Below are 16,592 nucleotides of genomic sequence, written 5' to 3' on the forward strand. Positions count from 1 at the left end.
CGGCGCGCACGGAGCGCCGCCGCCGCGCGACACGGGCATTACTGCAGCGTCGCGCCCGGCCCCTTCAGCACGACGCTCTGGCGGCCGTCGATGCCGACCGGCACGTCGCCGTGCACGGTGGCGCGGCGCACGACGCGGCGCGCATCGCCGTAGTCGTTGATCGCGTAGTGCTGCGTCGCGCGGTTGTCCCAGATCGCGACGTCGCCTTCCTGCCAGTTCCAGCGCACGGTGTTCTCGAGACGCGTCACGTGTTCATGGAACACCTGCAGCAGGTGCGCGGAATCCTGCGCCGACAGCCCCTTGAGCCGCTGCACGAAATGCCCGAGCACGAGCGTGCGTTCACCGGTTTCCGGGTGGACGCGCACGACCGGGTGTTCGGTTTCGTAGACGGTCGACGTGAACACTTCGCGGTAGCGCTTCAGTTGCGTGTCGTCGGCATGCACGTGCGTCGACGCGTAGTCGTACGCGTTGGTGTGCAGCGCCCACAGCGTGTCGGCGAGCGCGCGCAGCGGGTCGGGCAGGTTCGCGTACGCGGCGGCCGTGTTGGCCCACACGGTGTCGCCGCCGAACGGCGGAATCACGACGGCACGCAGGATCGAGATCTTCGGGTACGCATCGACGAAGGTCACGTCGGTGTGCCACGAATTGGCGCGCGCGCCATGCGCGGAATCGAGTTCGAGCAGATGCGCGCTGCCGTCGACGGACGGCACGGTCGGGTGCGCGACGGTCTTGCCGAAGCGGCGTGCGAACGCTTCCTGCGCGGTGTCGTCGAGATGCTGCTGGCCACGGAAGAACAGCACCTTGTGGCGCAGCAGCGCGGCCTGGATCGCGTCGAACGTCGCGTCGTCGAGCGTGCCCGACAGCCGCACGCCGGCGATCTCGGCGCCGATCCGGCCGGCGACCTGGCGAAGCTGGAGCGGCGTGGCGGCCGTGCGCGGCGCGGCGTGCGAAGCATGCGAAGACGGGTGAGCGGCGTGCTGGACTTCGGACATCGGGAGTCTCCTGGAGTCGGGTCGGGCGAGTCTCCATTCAAGCAGGGACCGCGCGCAATCGGAACCGATGAATCGTCACAACCTTAGCGTGTGCGCAGCGATGATCGATATGCATCGTCGTGCTGAGCAATGCGTTGCGGCATGCGCGCTACCACGCAAGCCGCCATTCGCCGATCCGGTGCGGGCGCGGCGTGTCGATGCGCTTACCGCCCGGGCGATCGTCGCCCGGCGGTTCGTGGTCGTCGAAATCGGCGAGCACGGTGTCGCGCAATCGCGCAAATTCCGGCGAATCGCGTCGGCGCGGGCGCGGCAACGCGACATCGACGATGCGTTCGATACGGCCCGGGCGTGGCGCCATCGTCACGACGCGGTCGCCGAGATACACGGCTTCGTCGACGTCGTGCGTGACGAGGATCATCGTGATGCGCTCCTGTTCCCAGATGCGCAGCAGTTCGTTCTGCATCCGTGCGCGTGTCTGCGCGTCGAGCGCGCCGAACGGTTCGTCGAGCAGCAGCACGCGCGGGCGGTTCACGAGGCCGCGCGCGATCGCGACGCGCTGCGCCATCCCGCCCGACAGCTGGTTCGGATACGCGTGCTCGAAGCCGTTCAGCCCGACGAGCGCGATGTGATCGGCCACCGCGCGCCGCTTCGCGGCCGCATCGAGCGGCGCGTTGCGCAGCGCGGCCTCGATGTTCTGCGCGACGGTCAGCCACGGGAACAGCCGGTGATCCTGGAACACGATCCCGCGCTGCAGCGACGTGTCGCGCACGCGTTCGGCGCCGGCCCGGATCTCGCCCGCGTAATCGGTATCGAGCCCGGCGATCAGCCGCAGCAGCGTCGACTTGCCGCAACCGCTCGAGCCGACGATCGTGACGAATTCGCCGGCGCGCACATGCAGCGACACGTCGTCGAGTACGGCGAGCGCGGCGCCGCGTTGCGCGTAATGCTTGCTCACGTGGAGGATGTCGAGCGAATCGGAGGCGAGGGTCGTCATGACGGGGCGAGGAAGAGGGTGACGAGAAAGAAACGGGCGATCAGCGCGCCAGGTCGCCGCGCCGGGCCAGCACCTTGCGTTCGATCGCACGCGCGATCGCGTTCAGCGCCCAGCCGGTCACGCCGACGACGATGATCCCGAACAGCACGAGATCCATGCGGAACTGTTCGCTGCCGTCGATCAGCGTGTTGCCGATCCCGCTGCCGGCGACCAGCAGGTATTCGGCACCGAGCGTCGCGAGCCACGAATAGATCAGGCCGAGATACAGCCCGGTGAAGATCGACGGCAGCGCGGCCGGCAGGATCACGTAGCGCACCAGCTGGAGCCGCGAGTAGCGCAGCGCGCGGGCGACGTCGACATACGCGCGCGGCACCGCATGAATGCCGTCGCAGGTGTGCGCGGCGACGGGCAGCAGCGCGGCGAGCGACAGGAACACGACCTTGGCGACGTCGCCGAGGCCGAACCACACGGAAATCAGCGGAATCCATGCAAACAGCGAGATCTGCTTGAACGTGTCGAAGCTCGGGCCGACCATGCGCGCGGCGACGCGCGACAGTCCGAGCGCGGCGCCGAGCAGCAGCCCGCCCGTCGCGCCGAGCACGAAGCCGCACGCTTCACGCGCGAGCGACGCGGACAGCGCGCGGCCGAGTGCGCCGCTCGTGGCTTGCGCCCATGCGGTGCGCAGCACGTCGGCGGGGCCGACGAGCAGCCCGCTCGTCACCAGGTGCGCGGACGCGATCGCCCACCACAGCGCGAACGCGACGAGCGGCAGCACGAAGCCGCGCCAGTCGGGGGCGCGCAGGCGGCGGGCGGTCGTGGTGGCGGGCGGGGTGGCGTCAGGCGCGGCGGCGGGATACGTCAAGGGTAGGACTCCTTCGGTTGCGCGGGCGGGGGCAGCAGCAGTTCAACCGCGGAACGCGGACGGCACGCCGCGGCGCAAGCGCGCTTCGAGCGCATCGAGCAGCCGGTTGATCAGCAGGCCGACCGCGCCGACGACGATCACGGCCGCCATCACGAGATCGAGCTGGAACAGTTGCCGCCCGTACACGATCAGGTAGCCGAGCCCTTCGGACGACGCGACGAGCTCGACGACGACGAGCGCGAGCCACGACTTCGTGAACGCGAGCCGCACGCCGGTCGCGAGCGTCGGGATCGCGGCGGGCAGCACGACGTGCACGATGCGTTGCCGGCGCGTGTAGCCGAATACGCTGGCGACTTCATCGAGCGCGGGCGGCGTCTGGCGAAACCCTTGCAATGTGCTCAGCGTGACGGGGACGAGCGCCGCATGTGCGATCAACAGGTATTTGAGCGGCTCGCCGACACCGACGAGCAGCAGCAGGAACGGCAGCCAGCCGAGCACCGGAATCTGCACGAGTGCGTTGAAACTCGGCAGCACGTAGGCTTCCAGCGTGCGCGACAGCCCGAGCGCGACGCCGGTCGCGAAGCCGAGGAGCGTGCCGGCGGCGAAGCCGACCAGCACGCGTTGCAGGCTGATCAGCGTATGGCGCACGAGGTCGCCGCTCGTCGCGAGATCCTTGAGTGCGTCGAACACGCGTTCGGGCGGCGGCAGGATCTGCGGCGCGATCCAGCCGCGCGCGCTGCCGATGGTCCACAGCGCGAACAGCAGTGCAGGCAGCAGCCACGGCGCGAGCCGCCACGACCACCGCTTCACGGCCGCCGCACGGCGGGGCGGCGCGGCGAGCGCGTGGCGCCCGGATGACGGAAGGGAAAACGCGGTGTCGCTCATCGTGGCGGGTCCGGGTCAGGAAAGCGGCTTGCCGGCTGCGTCGTAGCGTGGCCAGTAGCTTTCGAGCTTCAGCGTGCGCAGCGCATTGTCGAGATACTTCGGCTCGAACCAGCCGTCGACGTCGACCGGCTGACGGATCAGCTTCAGCGCCAGCGCATCCTGCGCGACGGACTTGTAGCGCGCGACGAAGAACGGATCGATCAGCGGCGACAGGCGATCCTTCAGGCGCTGGTTCGCATAGTCGGCCTGCCATGAAGACACCGGCACGCCGCTTTTCGCCCAAAGCTTGAACAGCGCGTCGCGGTTCGCCTCATCGGACGACCATTGCGCGCCCTTCACGACTGCGGTGACGACGCGCTGCACGATGTCCGGATGCGCGCGCTCGAACTCGTCGAGCACGAGCAGGTGAGTCTGGCGCGTGAGCTGCGGGCCGTCGTTCTGCGATTCGTAGATGATCTTCGCGAGCCCCGCGTCGCGCAGCTTGTACAGCTGGTAGTCGCCCACCGACGCATCGATGCCCTTCGACGCGAGCGCGGCGAGCGAGCTCGCGGCGTCGAGATTGATCACGCGCAGGTCGCGTTCGCCGAGGCCGTTTTTCGCGAGCGCGTTGTCGGCGACGAGCTGCAGGTTCGTGCCGCGGAAAATCGATACGCGGCGGTCCTTCAGGTCCTTGATCGAGCGGATGGGGGAGTCGGGCGGCACCGCGATCTTGACGCCCGAGCGCACGCTCGCGGCGAGCAGCAGGCGCGTCTTGATCCCGTTCGCCCGCGCGAGCACGGCGGGCAGGTCGCCCTGGTACGCGAAGTCGAGTGCCTTGTTGGCGATCGCCTCGTTGACGGCCGGCCCCGCGCCCTTGAAGAACAGCCACTCCACCTTGATGCCGTCGGCCGCGAACTCCTTTTCGACCAGCTGCTGCAACTGCGCGGTGGCCGCACTCGAGCCGCCGAATGTCGGCGGATCGCCGGCGCCTTGCTGGGCGACACCGATGCGGATGGTGGCGGGCTTGTCGGCGTGCGCAGCGGTGGCCGGCAACGCAATGAGGGACGCGATCAGCAGCGAGCGAAGCAGGCGCAGTGGAAGCATGAATCGATGGGTCCGGAACGTTGGGGAGCGAGGCTGTGCGACAGCCTGTCGAGGCATTCTCGATGACGTGCCGGGGCCGGACAAGAAACGATTTGAACTATGCTTATCGCGGGGCGGCCGATGACGATACCTGCCGCGCGAGCACCGAGCCCGTGCGGCTGCGCGCACAATGGACAGGCTATCTTTCGTCGCGACGGCGACCATGGAGGCGGGCATGCAAGTCCACGACCTGACGGGCGCGGCGCTCGACTACTGGGTGGCGATGGCGGAGGATCTCGACGCCCCGCGCGCCGACGCATCCGGATGTACCGCGATCCGCGAGCCGGGGGGCGTACCGGCCCTATTCGCGCCGTCTTCGTCATGGGCCGACGGCGGCCCGATCGTCGAGCGCTTGCCGTTCGCCGGATTCGAGCGCGACGGCGGGCGCGGCGCGTGGCGGGCCGTGCTGCACCGGGCCGTGCCGGCCGCGGGCGAGCGCTGCACGTTCAACCAGTCCGGCCCGACGCTGCTGGTCGCCGCGATGCGCACGCTCGTCGCGTCGACGTTCGGTGACGACGTGCCGGATCTCGATATGGCGCGCCCACGTTGAACGCGGCCACGCGCGGCAGCGTTCAGGCCGATACGTTGCGGATCGCGATCGACGCGACATCGACGCGCCGCGGCAGGATCGCGTCGGCCGCCGCGCGGTCGGCGACACGCTGCAGCACGTCGATGTCCGCGCTGCTGAGGCTGCGCTGCGCGAGCGCGGCCCGGCGCGCGATGTCGGTGGCCGCGTCGGGCGGCAGGCGCGTGAGCGACGCATAGACGCTCGCATAGTCGCCCGGATGCGCGAGCGCCCATTGGCCCGCGCGGGCGAGCCGCGCCAGCACGTCGGCGAGCGCCGCGCGCTTCGCGCGATCGTCGAGGGTGTCGACCGGCGACGTCAGGAACGCCAGCCCGGAATTGATGCCGCTGCCGTCGCGGACGATGCGCGCGCCGCGCCGGACCGCATGCCCGTAGTACGGATCGAACGTCGCCCAGATGCCGATCCGCTTCGCCTCGAACGCGGCGAACGCGTCGACGGGCAGCACGAAGCGCACCTCGACATCGCGCGGCGCGAGGCCGTGTTCGCGCAGCGCGCCGTACAACTGGTACTGCGAGATGCTGCCGCGCGCGGACGACACGACGACGGTTTGCCCTTTCAGGTCGGCGACGGTGCGGACCGGCGAATCGGGCTGCACGACGATGCCGAGCGACGCCGGCGAGCCGACGCGCGTCGCGACGATCCGCAACGACGGGTCGCCGAGCGCGGCGGTCAGCACGGGCAGGTCGCCGGCCGGCGCGAGATCGATCGCGCCGGCGCGCTGCGCCTCGAACAGCGGCGCGGCCCCCTGGAAATTGGCCCAGCGGAACCGGTAAGGCGTGCCGTCGAGCACGTGCGCGGCTTCCGCAAGCGCGCGCAGGCCGCCGGCCTGGTCGCCGAGCACGAGCGTCACGCCCGACAGGTCGGCGCCGGCCGCTTGGGCGGGCGGTGCGATGGCGCCCGCGAGCGGCGCGGCGGCGAGGGCGGCAAGCTGCTGCAGCACGCGGCGGCGCGCCGGGGTGGCGGAGGGATGCATCGGCGGGGTGTCCTCGATGATCCGCGCGCAGGCGGCGCGGCTGCCGGGCAGGTTACGGAATCGGTTTCCCGCCGACAAACATTGAATCGTGCAATGCATATTCGCGCGGCGACGGCCGGCATGGCTGCGCTCGCCGCATGCGGGCTTCGGACGGGGCCTACGCGGCCGACGGAACCGTCCGCAGGAACGCGCGTACCGCCGGCGCCTTGTCGAAGCGCCGGTGCGCGAGCGCCAGTTCCGACGTGATCGGCTTGCCGGCGATCGGCCGGTACACGACGCCCGGCAGCGACACGCAGCCGGCGAGCGCATCGGGAATCACCGCCACCCAGCCATTCACGGACACGCACGCGAGCACCGCGAGCAGGCCGCCCGGGCGGGCGGCGATCAGCGGTGCGAAGCGGCCGCGGCGCGCGACGTCGAGCGTGCCGCGCTCCTGTTCGGGTACCGCGAAGCGCGCGTCGGCGAGGTCGGCCGCACGAATGGCCGACATCGACGCGTAGCGCGACCCGGCCGGCACGGCCGCGACGAACACGTCGCGCTGCAGCGTGACGATCCGCAGGCCGCCGGGCAGCGGCAGCGGCGGGCGCACGTACGCGAGGTCGAGCCGGCCCGTGTCGAGCTGGTTCGCGACGTCGTCCATCGGCACTTCGCGCAGGTTCAGCTCGATGCGCGGGTGCGCGTCACGAAACGCGCCGACGGTGCGCTGCAGCGTGCCCGAATAGACGGCCGACGACACGTAGCCGATCTCGATCCGGCCGAGTTCGCCGCGCTCGGCCAACGCAGCGAGCTCGCGGCCGCGCTGCAGGTGCTCGACCGCGGCGCGTGCCTCGGCGAGATAGGCCTCGCCGGCGGCGCTCAGCGTGACCGCGCGGCGCGACCGGTGAAAGAGACGCACGCCGAGCACGCGCTCGGCCTCCTGGATCTGCCGCGTGAGCGCGGGCGGCGCCATGTCGAGCGCTTCGGCCGCGCGGGCGAAGTGCAGGTGCTGCGCGACGCTGAGGAACGCGCGGACGTGACGGAATTCGAGCCGGTCCATGATTGCAATTTTCGTTAATAAAACAGCATCGGTGTGTCAATGACAGGCAATACGGGCCAAGCCTAGCATAAGGCTCGTCGATCCTGTTCCGGAGTAACCGATGTCCCAACCTTCCCCGGCATCGCGCGCAGGCGCGGCTGCCGCCCCACGCGCGGGCGCCCGCCTGCCCGCCGCCGCGACGCTCGCCGTCGCGTCCGCCACCTGCTCGCTGATCGTGCTCGACACGAACGTCGTCGCCGTGTCGCTGCCGAGCATCGCGCGCAGCTTCCATGCGAGCTTCGCCGATATCGAATGGGTCGTGAGCGCGTACATGACCGCGTTCGCCGCCTGCCTGCTGCCGGCCGGCGGGCTCGCCGACCGCTTCGGGCGCAAGCGGATGCTCTTCACGGGGCTCGCGCTGTTCTTTCTCGCGTCGCTCGGCTGCGGCGTCGCGCCGACGGCCGGCTGGCTGATCGCCGCCCGGGCGGTGAAGGGCGGCGGCGCCGCGCTGCTGCTGACGGCCGCGCTCGCCGTGATCGCGAACCGCTTTCCGGACGGGCGCGAACGGGCGCGCGCATGGGCGATCTGGGGCATGTGCATGGGGACCGCGACGGCCATCGCGCCGCTCGTCGGCGGCGCGATCACGCAATGGATCGGCTGGCGCTGGGTGTTCCTGCTGAACCTGCCTGTCTGCCTGCTGCTGGCGGTTGGTGCGCGTGTCGCGATCGACGAATCGCACGATCCGCACGCGAAGCGCGTGGACGGGGCCGGCAGCCTGCTGTTCGGCGCGGCGCTCGCGTGCGCGATCGCGGCGCTGATCGGCGCGCCGTCGCACGGCTGGCTGTCGGCCGCGACGCTCGGCCGGCTCGCGCTGGCCGCCGCGCTCGTCGCGGCGTTCATCGGCGCGGAGCGCTGGCAGGCGCGGCCGATGATCGATCTCGCGCTGTTCCGCCAGCCGCGCTTCGTCGGCGCCGTGCTCGCGATGTTCGGCTATGCGGCGTGCGCGCAGGTGATGATGACGTTCCTGCCGCTGTACCTGCAGAACGCGTTCGGGATGTCGGCGATCGACGCGGGGCTCGGGATGCTGCCGTTCGCGTTCGCGATGATCGCCGGGCCGTCGCTCGGCGCGGCGCTCGCCGCGCGCGTGTCGTCCGGCGGCGTGCTGGCGGGCGGGCTCTCACTGATCGGCGCGGGCAACCTCGCGACCGCGGCGCTGACGGCCAGCGGCGACTACCGGCTCGTCGCGCTCGGCATGTTCGTGACGGGCTGCGGCGCGGGCATCATGAACGGCGACACGCAGAAGGCGATCATGGCGTGCGTGCCGCCGAACCGCACCGGCATGGCATCGGGCATCAGCACGACGACGCGCTTCTCGGCGATCGTGACGGCCGTCGGCGTGCTCGGCGCGGTGTTGGCGGCGAGCACGCAGGCGCGGCTCGACCGGCTGCTGTCCGCCGCGCCCGGCCTGCGCGCGTTCGCCGACGCGCCGTTCATGTCGAGCCTGCTGGCCGGCGACCTGGCGCGGGCGCTCGAGCGTGTGCCGCCGTCGGCCGCCGGTGCGCTCGCGCACGCGGCGCCTGTAGCGTTCGCGAGCGGGTTCGCCAATGCGCTGACGGTGAGCGGCGGGCTCGCGCTCGCCACCGCCGTCGTGGCCTACAAGTTGCTTGCGCAACCGATGCGCGACGGCGCGTGACGCGCGGAGCAATCCGCGCCGCGCATTGGACGCGACCCGCCGGAACCATTAAGCTGGCGCGTTCCGGTTTCATGCAGCGTGTTCAAGATGTCATCGACGATCGAGATTCTGTTGCCCGTGTTCGGGCTGATCGCGGCAGGGTTCCTGTGCCGCCGGCGCGGGGTGCTGGGGCCGGCGGCGGCCTCGGAACTCAACCGCTTCGTCGTGTGGCTCGCGCTGCCCGCGTTGCTGTTCCAGATCATGGCGCACGCATCGTGGCACCAGCTGTATCGGCCGGCTTTCGTGGCCACGTTCGCGCTGACCTGCGCGCTCGTATTCGTCGGCGTGCTCGCGTGGCGCCTGTTCGCGGGGCGCGGGCTCGCCGATGCGAGCATCGACGCTATTGCCGCGTCGTATCCAAACACCGGCTATCTCGGCTTCCCGCTGTGCCTGCTTGCCTTCGGCACCGACAGCCTCACACCGACCACGATTGCGACCATCCTCGTGGCGTGCGTGCTGTTCGCCGGCGCGATCGTGCTGATCGAGGTGGGGCTGCAGCGCGATCGCGCACCGTTGCGGCTGGTGTGGAAAGTGGTCGGCGCGCTGCTGCGCAACCCGCTGATCGTCGCGCCGCTGGCCGGCGTTTGCGTGTCGGCCGCGCAGGTGCCGCTCGGTGCGCCGGTCGATACCTTCCTGAAGCTGCTCGGCGGGGCCGCGAGCCCGTGTGCGCTCGTCAGCCTCGGGCTGTTTCTCGCGGAGAAGCGGGAAGGGGCCGGCGCCGCACCGCGGGGCAGCATCGCGCTGACGGCGGTGAGGCTGTTCGTGCAGCCCGCGCTCGCGTGGTGGCTTGGCGTGCGCGTGTTCGCGCTGCCGCCGGTGCTCGCGCAGATCGCGGTCGTGCTCGCCGCGTTGCCCACGGGTACCGGGCCGTACATGCTGGCCGAGTTCTACGGGCGTGAAGCGCAGGTGACGTCCCGCACGATCCTGTTGTCGACGCTCGGGTCGATCGTGTCGTTGTCGGTGCTGCTCGTGCTGGCGCGGCACGTCTGACGCGGCACACCTTGTCAGCGCATCACGTCAACCCTTCAACCCTTCAGCCCTTCAGCGCGTCGCGATCGATCTGCGCATCGTGCAGGTCGCGTGTCGCGTTGCGCAGCTTGATCTGCTTGTCGGCGAGCTTGCGCTGCGCCTTGTTCAGCTGCTTCGCATCGCCGAGCGCTTCGGCTTCATGGATGCGTGCCTGCGCTTCGTGCACCTCGTCCTGCGCGCGCTGCAGATCCCGCTGCTTGTCGGCGACCTTGCGTTCGGCGCGCGCGAGCTGGCCGGCGTCCGTGCAATGGGCTTTGATCTGGTCGAGCGCGGCTTGCTGGCGCATCGCCTGTGGCGCGTTGCCGAACCGCTTCGCGTTGTCGATCTGCGTCTGCAACGCCCGGATGCGCGTCGCGCAGTCCTGCGTATCGGCGAATGCGCCGGTACTCGCGAGCAGCGCGACTGGAACGGCCAGCGCAACGAGTGTCTTCTTCATGCGGGTTTCCTCGATAGGGCGGCGGCGGGCATCCGCGATGCAGAGTGTCATCCGCCAGGGTTCGAGGCGTCATTCTGACGATTCGGTGCGGACCGGGTACATAGGACCGGTCTGACTTGCCGCGACTGCACGGATCGCTCCGGCGTGTGAATGACGACCGTCAATGCGACTTCGTCGCGAGGCGGTGGAGGCGTGCCGCTTGGGCGACACGCCGAGGATGCGGCACGTGGCAATGCGTGGCCCGCCTGCGGCGCGTGCGTCGTGCGGGTTCGGGGGGATCGGCCGCGACCAGCGTGCCATTCCGTGCGTCCGCGTCCACGTCCACGACTGCACCGGCGGCCACCGCCGCCACCGCCGGCTGCCTCGCCTCGGCATCGAGCCACGCACGCGTCGCTTCCGCGATCAGCCCGCGCAGCCAGCGCACGCCCTCGGCGCATGCCCCCGCTTCGTTCCAGGTCATCCGGTACACGATGTCCGGCGGTTCGGCCGGCAGCGCGACGGCGGCGAGCGGCAGCAGCTTCGCATAGTGCCGCGCGAGCCGGTACGTGGTGGTCAGCAGCAGGTCGGTGCGCACAAGCGCATGCGCGGCGAGTTCGAAATGCGGCAGCGTGACGACGATCCGCCGCTGCAGGCCCACCCGTTCGAGTTGCCGGTCGATCGCGCCGGACGCCTCGAGCCACGACGGTGTCGGGCACAGCTGCGGCGCATCGGCAAACTCGGCCGCCGTCATCGTGCCGCGCCGCGCGAGCGGATGCGTCGCGCGCATCAGGCAGACGACGCGATCGTCGAACAGGTCGTCCTGCCGGAACCGCGACGCGCGCGCCGGGCGATTGTCGATCACGATGTCGAGCTCGCCGTCGGCCAGTGCGCGCTCGTCGTCGAAGCCGTCGCCGAGCGGATGGAACACGAGTTGTGCGTCCGGCGCGCGTTCGCGGAACAGCGCGACGAGCTTCGGCACGAACAGCACGTTCAGGTAGTCGGGGCAGCCGATCCGGTAGGTCCGCACCGACGTGCGCGCATCGAACCTCGGCTGCTGGATGCGGATGAAGTCGATCACGCGCAGCGCGTTGCGCAGCGGTTCGATCAGCCGCGCGCCGAATTCGGTCGGCACCATCCCGTAGCGGCTGCGCACCAGCAGCGGATCGCCGAGCAGCGTGCGCAGGCGCTTGAGCGCGGCGCTGGTGGCCGGCTGCGACATGTTCAGGCGCACGGCCGCACGCGACACGGTGCGCTCGGTCAGCAGCACGAGCAGGATGCGCATCAGCCGTGCATCGAGCACGTCGAGCGCGTCCGCGGCGTCGGACGCGCCGCGGGGCAGGGTGTTCGGGTCTAGTGGGTCCCGCATGCCGATGTGCCTCCCGGCGCCCCGCTGCGCGAGTGCGACGCTGCAGCGGGCCGGCGCCGCGTCATTGTGCGAAGGTGCCCGGCCAGCCGACGATCCGCTTCGGGCGCGGCGGCGCGTACGTGCGGACTTTCGACGTCTTCAGCTTCAGGCGCACCAGCGACTCGGCGAGCGCCACCGCGGCCGAGACGCCGTCGACGACCGGCACGCCCGTGCATTCCTCGATCTGCCGGTCGAGGCCGGCCATCCCGCCGCAGCCGAGGCAGATCACTTCCGCGTGATCGTCCTTCACAGCGCGCTGCGCCTGGCCGACGATCGACTCGATCGCGCGGGCCGGGTTCTCCTCGAGCTCGAGCACCGCGAGGCCGCTTGCGCGCACCGACGCGCAGCGCGCGTCGAGCCCGGCGAGCTTCAGGCGATCCTCGATCAGCGGCACCGTGCGGTCGAGCGTCGTGACGACCGAGTAGCGATGGCCGAGCAGCATCGCGACGCTCGCGGCCGCTTCGGTGATGTCGACGACCGGCACCGTCAGCAGTTCCTGCAGGCCTTCGCGGCCGTGTTCGCCGTAGCCGGCCTGGATCACCGCGTCGTACGGCTCGTCGTAGTGCATGACGCGATCCATCACGGCGATCGCCGCGAGGTAGCTCTCGAAGTTGCCTTCGACCGACTCGGCGCCGAAGCGCGGCGTCAACCCGACGATCTCCGTGCCCGGCGACGCGGCGGCCTGCGCCTGCGCGGCGATCGCGTCGGTGATCGACTCGGTCGTGTTGACGTTGACTACCAGGATCCTCATTGCGACTCCGTATGCAGGTGTTTCAGTGTTGGGTGCAGGCGACCGCGATGGATTCGCCCGAGCGCGCCTCGTAGTGCCGGTTGCGATCGGCCAGCAGCCAGTACACGCTGCCCGCGATGGCCGCGCCGAGCAGCCACGAGAACGGCGTCATCGCGCTGAAGGCCGGCACGACGGCGAGCGTGATCGAGATCAGCGCGGACGGCACCAGTGCCGCGAGCGCCTTGCGGTTCACGCCGCGCGTGTAGAAGTAGGCGCCGGTCGGCGCTTCGGTATAGAGGTCGGGCACGTTCACGCGCTGCTTGCGCACGAGCCAGTAGTCGACCGTGATGATCCCGTACAGCGGGCCGAGCAGCGCGCCGAGGCCGGACAGGAAGTAGACGATCACGATCGGGCTGTTGTACAGGTTCCACGGCAGGATCAGCACGGCGACCGTCGCGCTGATCAGGCCCGCGCGGCGGAACGACAGGCGGTGCGGCGCGAGGCTCGTCAGCACGAAGGCCGGCGCGACGAAGTTCGCCATGATGTTCACCGCGACCGTCACGATCAGGAACGCGAGGCAACCGAGCACGAGGAACAGCTTGTTCGGCACCGTCGCGATGATTTCCGTCGGGCTGTGGATGATGTGGCCGTTCAGCTTGAACTGCGCGCCGGCGAGCACGAAGCTGATCGTCGCGAACACGAGGATGTTGACCGGCAGGCCCCAGAAGTTGCCCACGCGCACCGTCTTCGCGCTCGGCGACGAGCGCGCGAAATCGCAGAAGTTGAGCACCAGCGTGCCGTAGATCGCGAGCCACAGCGAGCCGCCCGCGAAGATCTCCGTCCACATCCTGAAGCCGGTCAGCGGCTTGCCGATCGACATCGCGAGATGGCCGCCGGTGCGGCTATACATCCACGCGGCGAGCGACAGGGTCGTGACGAGGATGACCGGGCCGGCGAGCCCCTCGTACTTGCGGACCATTTCCATCCCGTACGTGAGGATGCCGATCTGCACGAGCCAGATCGCGACGAACGTGACCCAGCCGAGCGTCGACAGCCCGAAGATCGCGTTCTGGTCGAATGCGGCGAGGCCCGGCCAGATCGCGGTGAGCAGCACGCGCAGCACGACCGACGCGAGATAGGTCTGGATTCCGAACCATGCGATCGCGATCACCGCGCGGATCATCGCGGGCAGCAGCGCGCCGTAGATGCCGAAGCTCATCCGGCTGATCACCGGGAACGGCACGCCGGTCTTCTGGCCCATGTAGCCGGTGAGGTTCATGAAAAAGTAGACGAGCACCGCGCCGATCGCGAGCGATGCGAGCATCTGCCAGCCCGACAGGCCGAGCGCGAACAGCCCGATCGCGAACGAGTAGTTCGCGATGTTGTGCACGTCGTTGGTCCACAGCGCGAAGATGCTGTAGCGGCCCCACGTCCGGCCCTCGGCCTGGGTCGGCGCGAGGTCGGCGTTGTGCAGCCGCGGACTCAGCGCGGGGTCGCGCGCGGCCGAATCGGTTCGATGCGATGCGTCGTCCGCGCCGGGCACGATGCCCGGGCGGTGGGTGGCTTCCAGTTGCACGCCGTTGTCTCCTTCCATGTGCGGGGCGCGTGACCGGCAACGTGCGAACGCTGCGCCGGCCCGGCCGCCGTGGACGTTATGTCTCGGATTTGTTCGCGAGTATGGAAGGCCGGCAAGGCGATGGGAAATTAAATATTCGGTTGGGCGTCATTTGAAAAATGAATGGTAGCGGGCGGCCGCGGCGGCGGGGCGCGGCACGCGAATTGCGCGCCTGCGGGCTCCATCCACATCGACATCAGCGGAGGTGTCATGCAGCGATATTCACTTCGACATGTATCGCGAGCCGTCTTCGCCGGCATCCTGATTGCGGGCCTGGCGGCAGGTGCGGGTTGCCAGAAGAAGAGCGACAACGGCGGCACAAGCTCGGAATCGAGCGCCACGGGCGGCATGTCGGCCGCACCGTCCACCGCGCCATCGGGTACGCCGAGCAGCGGGGCGGCCGGCAGCAGTGACGACAGCGGCGCGAGCATGCCGGGCGCGGCTTCCGCGCCGGGCGGCGCGAGCGGCGGCTGACACGGCTGACGCGTGGGACGGACGGTGCGCCGGCGGCGCGCCGGTTGTGCGCGGGTGCACCGTCCGTATGAAGGGCCGTGCCGGCCTGGCACGTGCGCCCGGCGCGGTGCGTGTCGGGCCGCGCCCATGAAAGATTTGCAAGGACCGTTGTAGTGATTCCCGGACCGGCGGCGGCAGCCCTGATGCCGGCGCGCGCCGGCCGGACGAGGAGGTGCAATGCAGAACGCGGAATCGAACCCTACCCCTGAACAGCAGCGGGAACAGATCGAGAAGAGCCCGGTGAAGACGCCGGCGGCCGGCGACATGCCCGACGCGGCAACCCAGGCGGCGCAGGTCGCGCAGCGTCCGCTGACGCCCGAGAAAATTGCCGGGAAAATGCCGACCGGCTTGCCGCCGATCGAGCGCGGCACGCAGGCGCCCGACAGCGACGACCCCGTACGGCGAGCGGCCGCGCGGATCCCGACGCTCGACAACGCGAACATGGCGATGACCGACAACACGGTCGACGTCGACGGCAAGGGCATGGAAGCCGCCGCGGGCGCGTCGAAGTGGCACGACAACGTGATTTATTCGAATGCGTCGCTCGACGAAGCGGTCGAGACGCCCGACGAAGGGCTCGGCGGGATCGAGAGCCGTCCGTCCGGCAACATGCCGCAGATCGCGACGCGGCCGGGCTGGCGCGTACGCCATGTCGGCGATGTCGACGTCGAGCACGGCGACGGCACGCGCGCCGAGCATGTGATCGTCCTGGAGCGGAACAACTGACCGCGTGACGGGAAGAGGCGGCGGGCGGCACGATCGCGCCGCCCGCCGCAATCATGAGCGGTCCCTACTGCGGACCGAGTTCCTGCGCGGACGCATCGGCGTCGTTGCCCTGCGCAACCAGCACGTGGATATCGTTCGGCGTCACGTCGCCGACCCCGCCCGACGGGATCGTCAGCAGCAGCCAGTCGGCGTTGTTGTTGATGGTGACCGGCGCGGTCTTGAGGATCGGCGTCTTGCTGCCTGCCGTCGTGACGATCACCTGGTAGCTGCCGCCGTTCAGGTAGATCGAATCCTGCGTCGATGCCGGCACCGCGTTTTGATAAGCCGCGCCCGCGAGCGTCGGGCTTTGCGTCGTGATGTCGGTGCCGGGCGGCACGACGTACACGTCGACGTTCTGTGCATTCGGCGACGCGTTGAAGCTGCGCACGCGCGCCTTGTCCGACAGCAGGCCCTTGGCGTACGGATCGTCGATCACGGAGATCAGCGACGTCGTGCTCGGCAGCGCGATCGTCGTGTAGTGATGGCCGTTTGCCGCACTGAACGATTGCGCGGCGATGGTCGTCGTCGTGCCGGAGACGTCGTAGCTCGCGTTCTGCGTGCCCGAGTCGACGTCGTGATAGCGCGTCACGCCCTTGTACGCGATATTGCCCTGGTCGAGCTTCGCGTTGAGGTAGTAGTCGAGGTTCGGCCCGGCCGGCACCGCGTTGATGAAGCGCGCCTGCGGCTTCGAGATGCCGAGTTCGGTCCCGGCGTCGTCGCCGCCGCCACACGCCGCGAGCACGGAAACGACCGAGCAAAGGGCGACCAGCGTTCGTATTGATTTCATGTTGTCCTCTCGTTCATGGAACCTGCTTGCGATGCGGGATCGCCGCGCGAAGGGTCGCGCGGTGCGCAGCGCCGGTTGTGGGAAAGATGCCGTCCGCCGGAGCGGCGGGCGCGTGGAAGACGCAAGCGATGTGCCTGTGGGGCGAACGGCGTCGGCAAGGCGGCGGGAAAGG

The 16,592-nt window shown here is 70.0% G+C and carries 17 protein-coding genes; 4 read left to right on the forward strand and 13 right to left on the reverse strand.

Features of this window, described 5'->3' with window-relative positions:
• Nucleotides 1-38: 38 nt before the first annotated feature.
• From CFB41_RS22250 to CFB41_RS22270, 5 genes are all read right to left on the reverse strand, one after another.
• Nucleotides 39-992: a TauD/TfdA family dioxygenase gene (locus tag CFB41_RS22250; RefSeq protein WP_089457885.1), complete on the reverse strand. Its 954-nt coding sequence runs from the start codon at nucleotides 990-992 to the stop codon at nucleotides 39-41.
• A 148-nt stretch (nucleotides 993-1,140) separates the two neighbouring features.
• Nucleotides 1,141-1,986 carry an ABC transporter ATP-binding protein gene (locus tag CFB41_RS22255; protein ID WP_089442888.1) on the reverse strand — a complete coding sequence of 282 codons (846 nt, stop codon included), beginning with the start codon at nucleotides 1,984-1,986 and terminating at the stop codon, nucleotides 1,141-1,143.
• Between the two features lie 40 nt (nucleotides 1,987-2,026).
• A complete protein-coding gene (locus CFB41_RS22260) occupies nucleotides 2,027-2,848 on the reverse strand; it encodes an ABC transporter permease (RefSeq protein WP_089457886.1) in 822 nt (273 codons plus the stop codon).
• 42 nt (nucleotides 2,849-2,890) lie between these two features.
• Complete coding sequence (locus tag CFB41_RS22265; RefSeq protein ID WP_089457887.1) at nucleotides 2,891-3,733, reverse strand: ABC transporter permease; 843 nt, start codon at nucleotides 3,731-3,733, stop codon at nucleotides 2,891-2,893.
• 15 nt (nucleotides 3,734-3,748) lie between these two features.
• Complete coding sequence (locus CFB41_RS22270; RefSeq protein ID WP_089442885.1) at nucleotides 3,749-4,816, reverse strand: ABC transporter substrate-binding protein; 1,068 nt, start codon at nucleotides 4,814-4,816, stop codon at nucleotides 3,749-3,751.
• Nucleotides 4,817-5,030: 214 nt separating this feature from the next.
• Here CFB41_RS22270 and CFB41_RS22275 point away from each other — a divergent pair, with 214 nt between their 5' ends.
• A complete protein-coding gene (locus CFB41_RS22275; RefSeq protein WP_089458957.1) occupies nucleotides 5,031-5,405 on the forward strand; it encodes a phage protein NinX family protein in 375 nt (124 codons plus the stop codon).
• Nucleotides 5,406-5,427: 22 nt separating this feature from the next.
• Here CFB41_RS22275 and CFB41_RS22280 read toward each other — a convergent pair whose 3' ends face one another.
• Both CFB41_RS22280 and CFB41_RS22285 read right to left on the reverse strand, forming a co-directional pair.
• Nucleotides 5,428-6,414, reverse strand: coding sequence for an ABC transporter substrate-binding protein (locus CFB41_RS22280; RefSeq protein ID WP_089458958.1), 987 nt, complete (start codon nucleotides 6,412-6,414; stop codon nucleotides 5,428-5,430).
• Nucleotides 6,415-6,571: 157 nt separating this feature from the next.
• Nucleotides 6,572-7,450 carry a LysR family transcriptional regulator gene (locus CFB41_RS22285; protein WP_089457888.1) on the reverse strand — a complete coding sequence of 293 codons (879 nt, stop codon included), beginning with the start codon at nucleotides 7,448-7,450 and terminating at the stop codon, nucleotides 6,572-6,574.
• A gap of 100 nt (nucleotides 7,451-7,550) precedes the next feature.
• On the opposite strand from CFB41_RS22285, the gene CFB41_RS22290 reads away from it, so the two are divergent.
• Nucleotides 7,551-9,122, forward strand: coding sequence for an MFS transporter (locus tag CFB41_RS22290; protein WP_089457889.1), 1,572 nt, complete (start codon nucleotides 7,551-7,553; stop codon nucleotides 9,120-9,122).
• An 87-nt stretch (nucleotides 9,123-9,209) separates the two neighbouring features.
• Nucleotides 9,210-10,151: an AEC family transporter gene (locus CFB41_RS22295; RefSeq protein WP_089458959.1), complete on the forward strand. Its 942-nt coding sequence runs from the start codon at nucleotides 9,210-9,212 to the stop codon at nucleotides 10,149-10,151.
• Between the two features lie 43 nt (nucleotides 10,152-10,194).
• On the opposite strand, the gene CFB41_RS22300 is transcribed toward CFB41_RS22295, so the two are convergent.
• The 5 genes from CFB41_RS22300 to CFB41_RS38715 all read right to left on the reverse strand — a co-directional run bounded on the left by CFB41_RS22300 (nucleotide 10,195) and on the right by CFB41_RS38715 (nucleotide 14,786).
• Complete coding sequence (locus CFB41_RS22300; protein WP_089457890.1) at nucleotides 10,195-10,626, reverse strand: DUF1090 family protein; 432 nt, start codon at nucleotides 10,624-10,626, stop codon at nucleotides 10,195-10,197.
• Between the two features lie 160 nt (nucleotides 10,627-10,786).
• The gene (locus CFB41_RS22305; RefSeq protein WP_089457891.1) at nucleotides 10,787-11,971 is read right to left on the reverse strand and encodes a LysR family transcriptional regulator; all 1,185 of its coding nucleotides are present in this window, start codon (nucleotides 11,969-11,971) and stop codon (nucleotides 10,787-10,789) included.
• 61 nt (nucleotides 11,972-12,032) lie between these two features.
• Nucleotides 12,033-12,761: an aspartate/glutamate racemase family protein gene (locus CFB41_RS22310; protein WP_089442880.1), complete on the reverse strand. Its 729-nt coding sequence runs from the start codon at nucleotides 12,759-12,761 to the stop codon at nucleotides 12,033-12,035.
• Nucleotides 12,762-12,783: 22 nt separating this feature from the next.
• Entirely contained in the window at nucleotides 12,784-14,334 is a 1,551-nt protein-coding gene (locus CFB41_RS22315; RefSeq protein ID WP_089457892.1) for an NCS1 family nucleobase:cation symporter-1, read from the reverse strand.
• Nucleotides 14,335-14,444: 110 nt separating this feature from the next.
• Nucleotides 14,445-14,786 (reverse strand): hypothetical protein, encoded by a 342-nt coding sequence (locus CFB41_RS38715; protein WP_256941126.1) that lies wholly within the window; start codon nucleotides 14,784-14,786, stop codon nucleotides 14,445-14,447.
• A 259-nt stretch (nucleotides 14,787-15,045) separates the two neighbouring features.
• Between CFB41_RS38715 and CFB41_RS22330 the strand changes: the two genes are divergently transcribed.
• Entirely contained in the window at nucleotides 15,046-15,594 is a 549-nt protein-coding gene (locus tag CFB41_RS22330; protein WP_089457893.1) for a DUF3005 domain-containing protein, read from the forward strand.
• Between the two features lie 64 nt (nucleotides 15,595-15,658).
• Here CFB41_RS22330 and CFB41_RS22335 read toward each other — a convergent pair whose 3' ends face one another.
• Nucleotides 15,659-16,420 carry a DUF4397 domain-containing protein gene (locus CFB41_RS22335; protein ID WP_089442877.1) on the reverse strand — a complete coding sequence of 254 codons (762 nt, stop codon included), beginning with the start codon at nucleotides 16,418-16,420 and terminating at the stop codon, nucleotides 15,659-15,661.
• Nucleotides 16,421-16,592: the final 172 nt, after the last annotated feature.

Origin of the sequence: Burkholderia sp. AU33803 (assembly GCF_002223095.1) — a bacterium.
Lineage (GTDB): Bacteria > Pseudomonadota > Gammaproteobacteria > Burkholderiales > Burkholderiaceae > Burkholderia.

Coding starts and splice junctions, on each gene's coding strand:
- CFB41_RS22250 (WP_089457885.1), bottom strand. CDS start 992: ATGTCCGAAGTCCAGCACGCCGCTCACCCGTCTTCGCATGCTTCGCAC.
- CFB41_RS22255 (WP_089442888.1), bottom strand. CDS start 1,986: ATGACGACCCTCGCCTCCGATTCGCTCGACATCCTCCACGTGAGCAAG.
- CFB41_RS22265 (WP_089457887.1), bottom strand. CDS start 3,733: ATGAGCGACACCGCGTTTTCCCTTCCGTCATCCGGGCGCCACGCGCTC.
- CFB41_RS22270 (WP_089442885.1), bottom strand. CDS start 4,816: ATGCTTCCACTGCGCCTGCTTCGCTCGCTGCTGATCGCGTCCCTCATT.
- CFB41_RS22275 (WP_089458957.1), top strand. CDS start 5,031: ATGCAAGTCCACGACCTGACGGGCGCGGCGCTCGACTACTGGGTGGCG.
- CFB41_RS22280 (WP_089458958.1), bottom strand. CDS start 6,414: ATGCATCCCTCCGCCACCCCGGCGCGCCGCCGCGTGCTGCAGCAGCTT.
- CFB41_RS22285 (WP_089457888.1), bottom strand. CDS start 7,450: ATGGACCGGCTCGAATTCCGTCACGTCCGCGCGTTCCTCAGCGTCGCG.
- CFB41_RS22290 (WP_089457889.1), top strand. CDS start 7,551: ATGTCCCAACCTTCCCCGGCATCGCGCGCAGGCGCGGCTGCCGCCCCA.
- CFB41_RS22295 (WP_089458959.1), top strand. CDS start 9,210: ATGTCATCGACGATCGAGATTCTGTTGCCCGTGTTCGGGCTGATCGCG.
- CFB41_RS22300 (WP_089457890.1), bottom strand. CDS start 10,626: ATGAAGAAGACACTCGTTGCGCTGGCCGTTCCAGTCGCGCTGCTCGCG.
- CFB41_RS22305 (WP_089457891.1), bottom strand. CDS start 11,971: ATGCGGGACCCACTAGACCCGAACACCCTGCCCCGCGGCGCGTCCGAC.
- CFB41_RS22310 (WP_089442880.1), bottom strand. CDS start 12,761: ATGAGGATCCTGGTAGTCAACGTCAACACGACCGAGTCGATCACCGAC.
- CFB41_RS22315 (WP_089457892.1), bottom strand. CDS start 14,334: ATGGAAGGAGACAACGGCGTGCAACTGGAAGCCACCCACCGCCCGGGC.
- CFB41_RS38715 (WP_256941126.1), bottom strand. CDS start 14,786: ATGCTCGCGCCGCTGTCGTCACTGCTGCCGGCCGCCCCGCTGCTCGGC.
- CFB41_RS22330 (WP_089457893.1), top strand. CDS start 15,046: ATGCAGAACGCGGAATCGAACCCTACCCCTGAACAGCAGCGGGAACAG.
- CFB41_RS22335 (WP_089442877.1), bottom strand. CDS start 16,420: ATGAAATCAATACGAACGCTGGTCGCCCTTTGCTCGGTCGTTTCCGTG.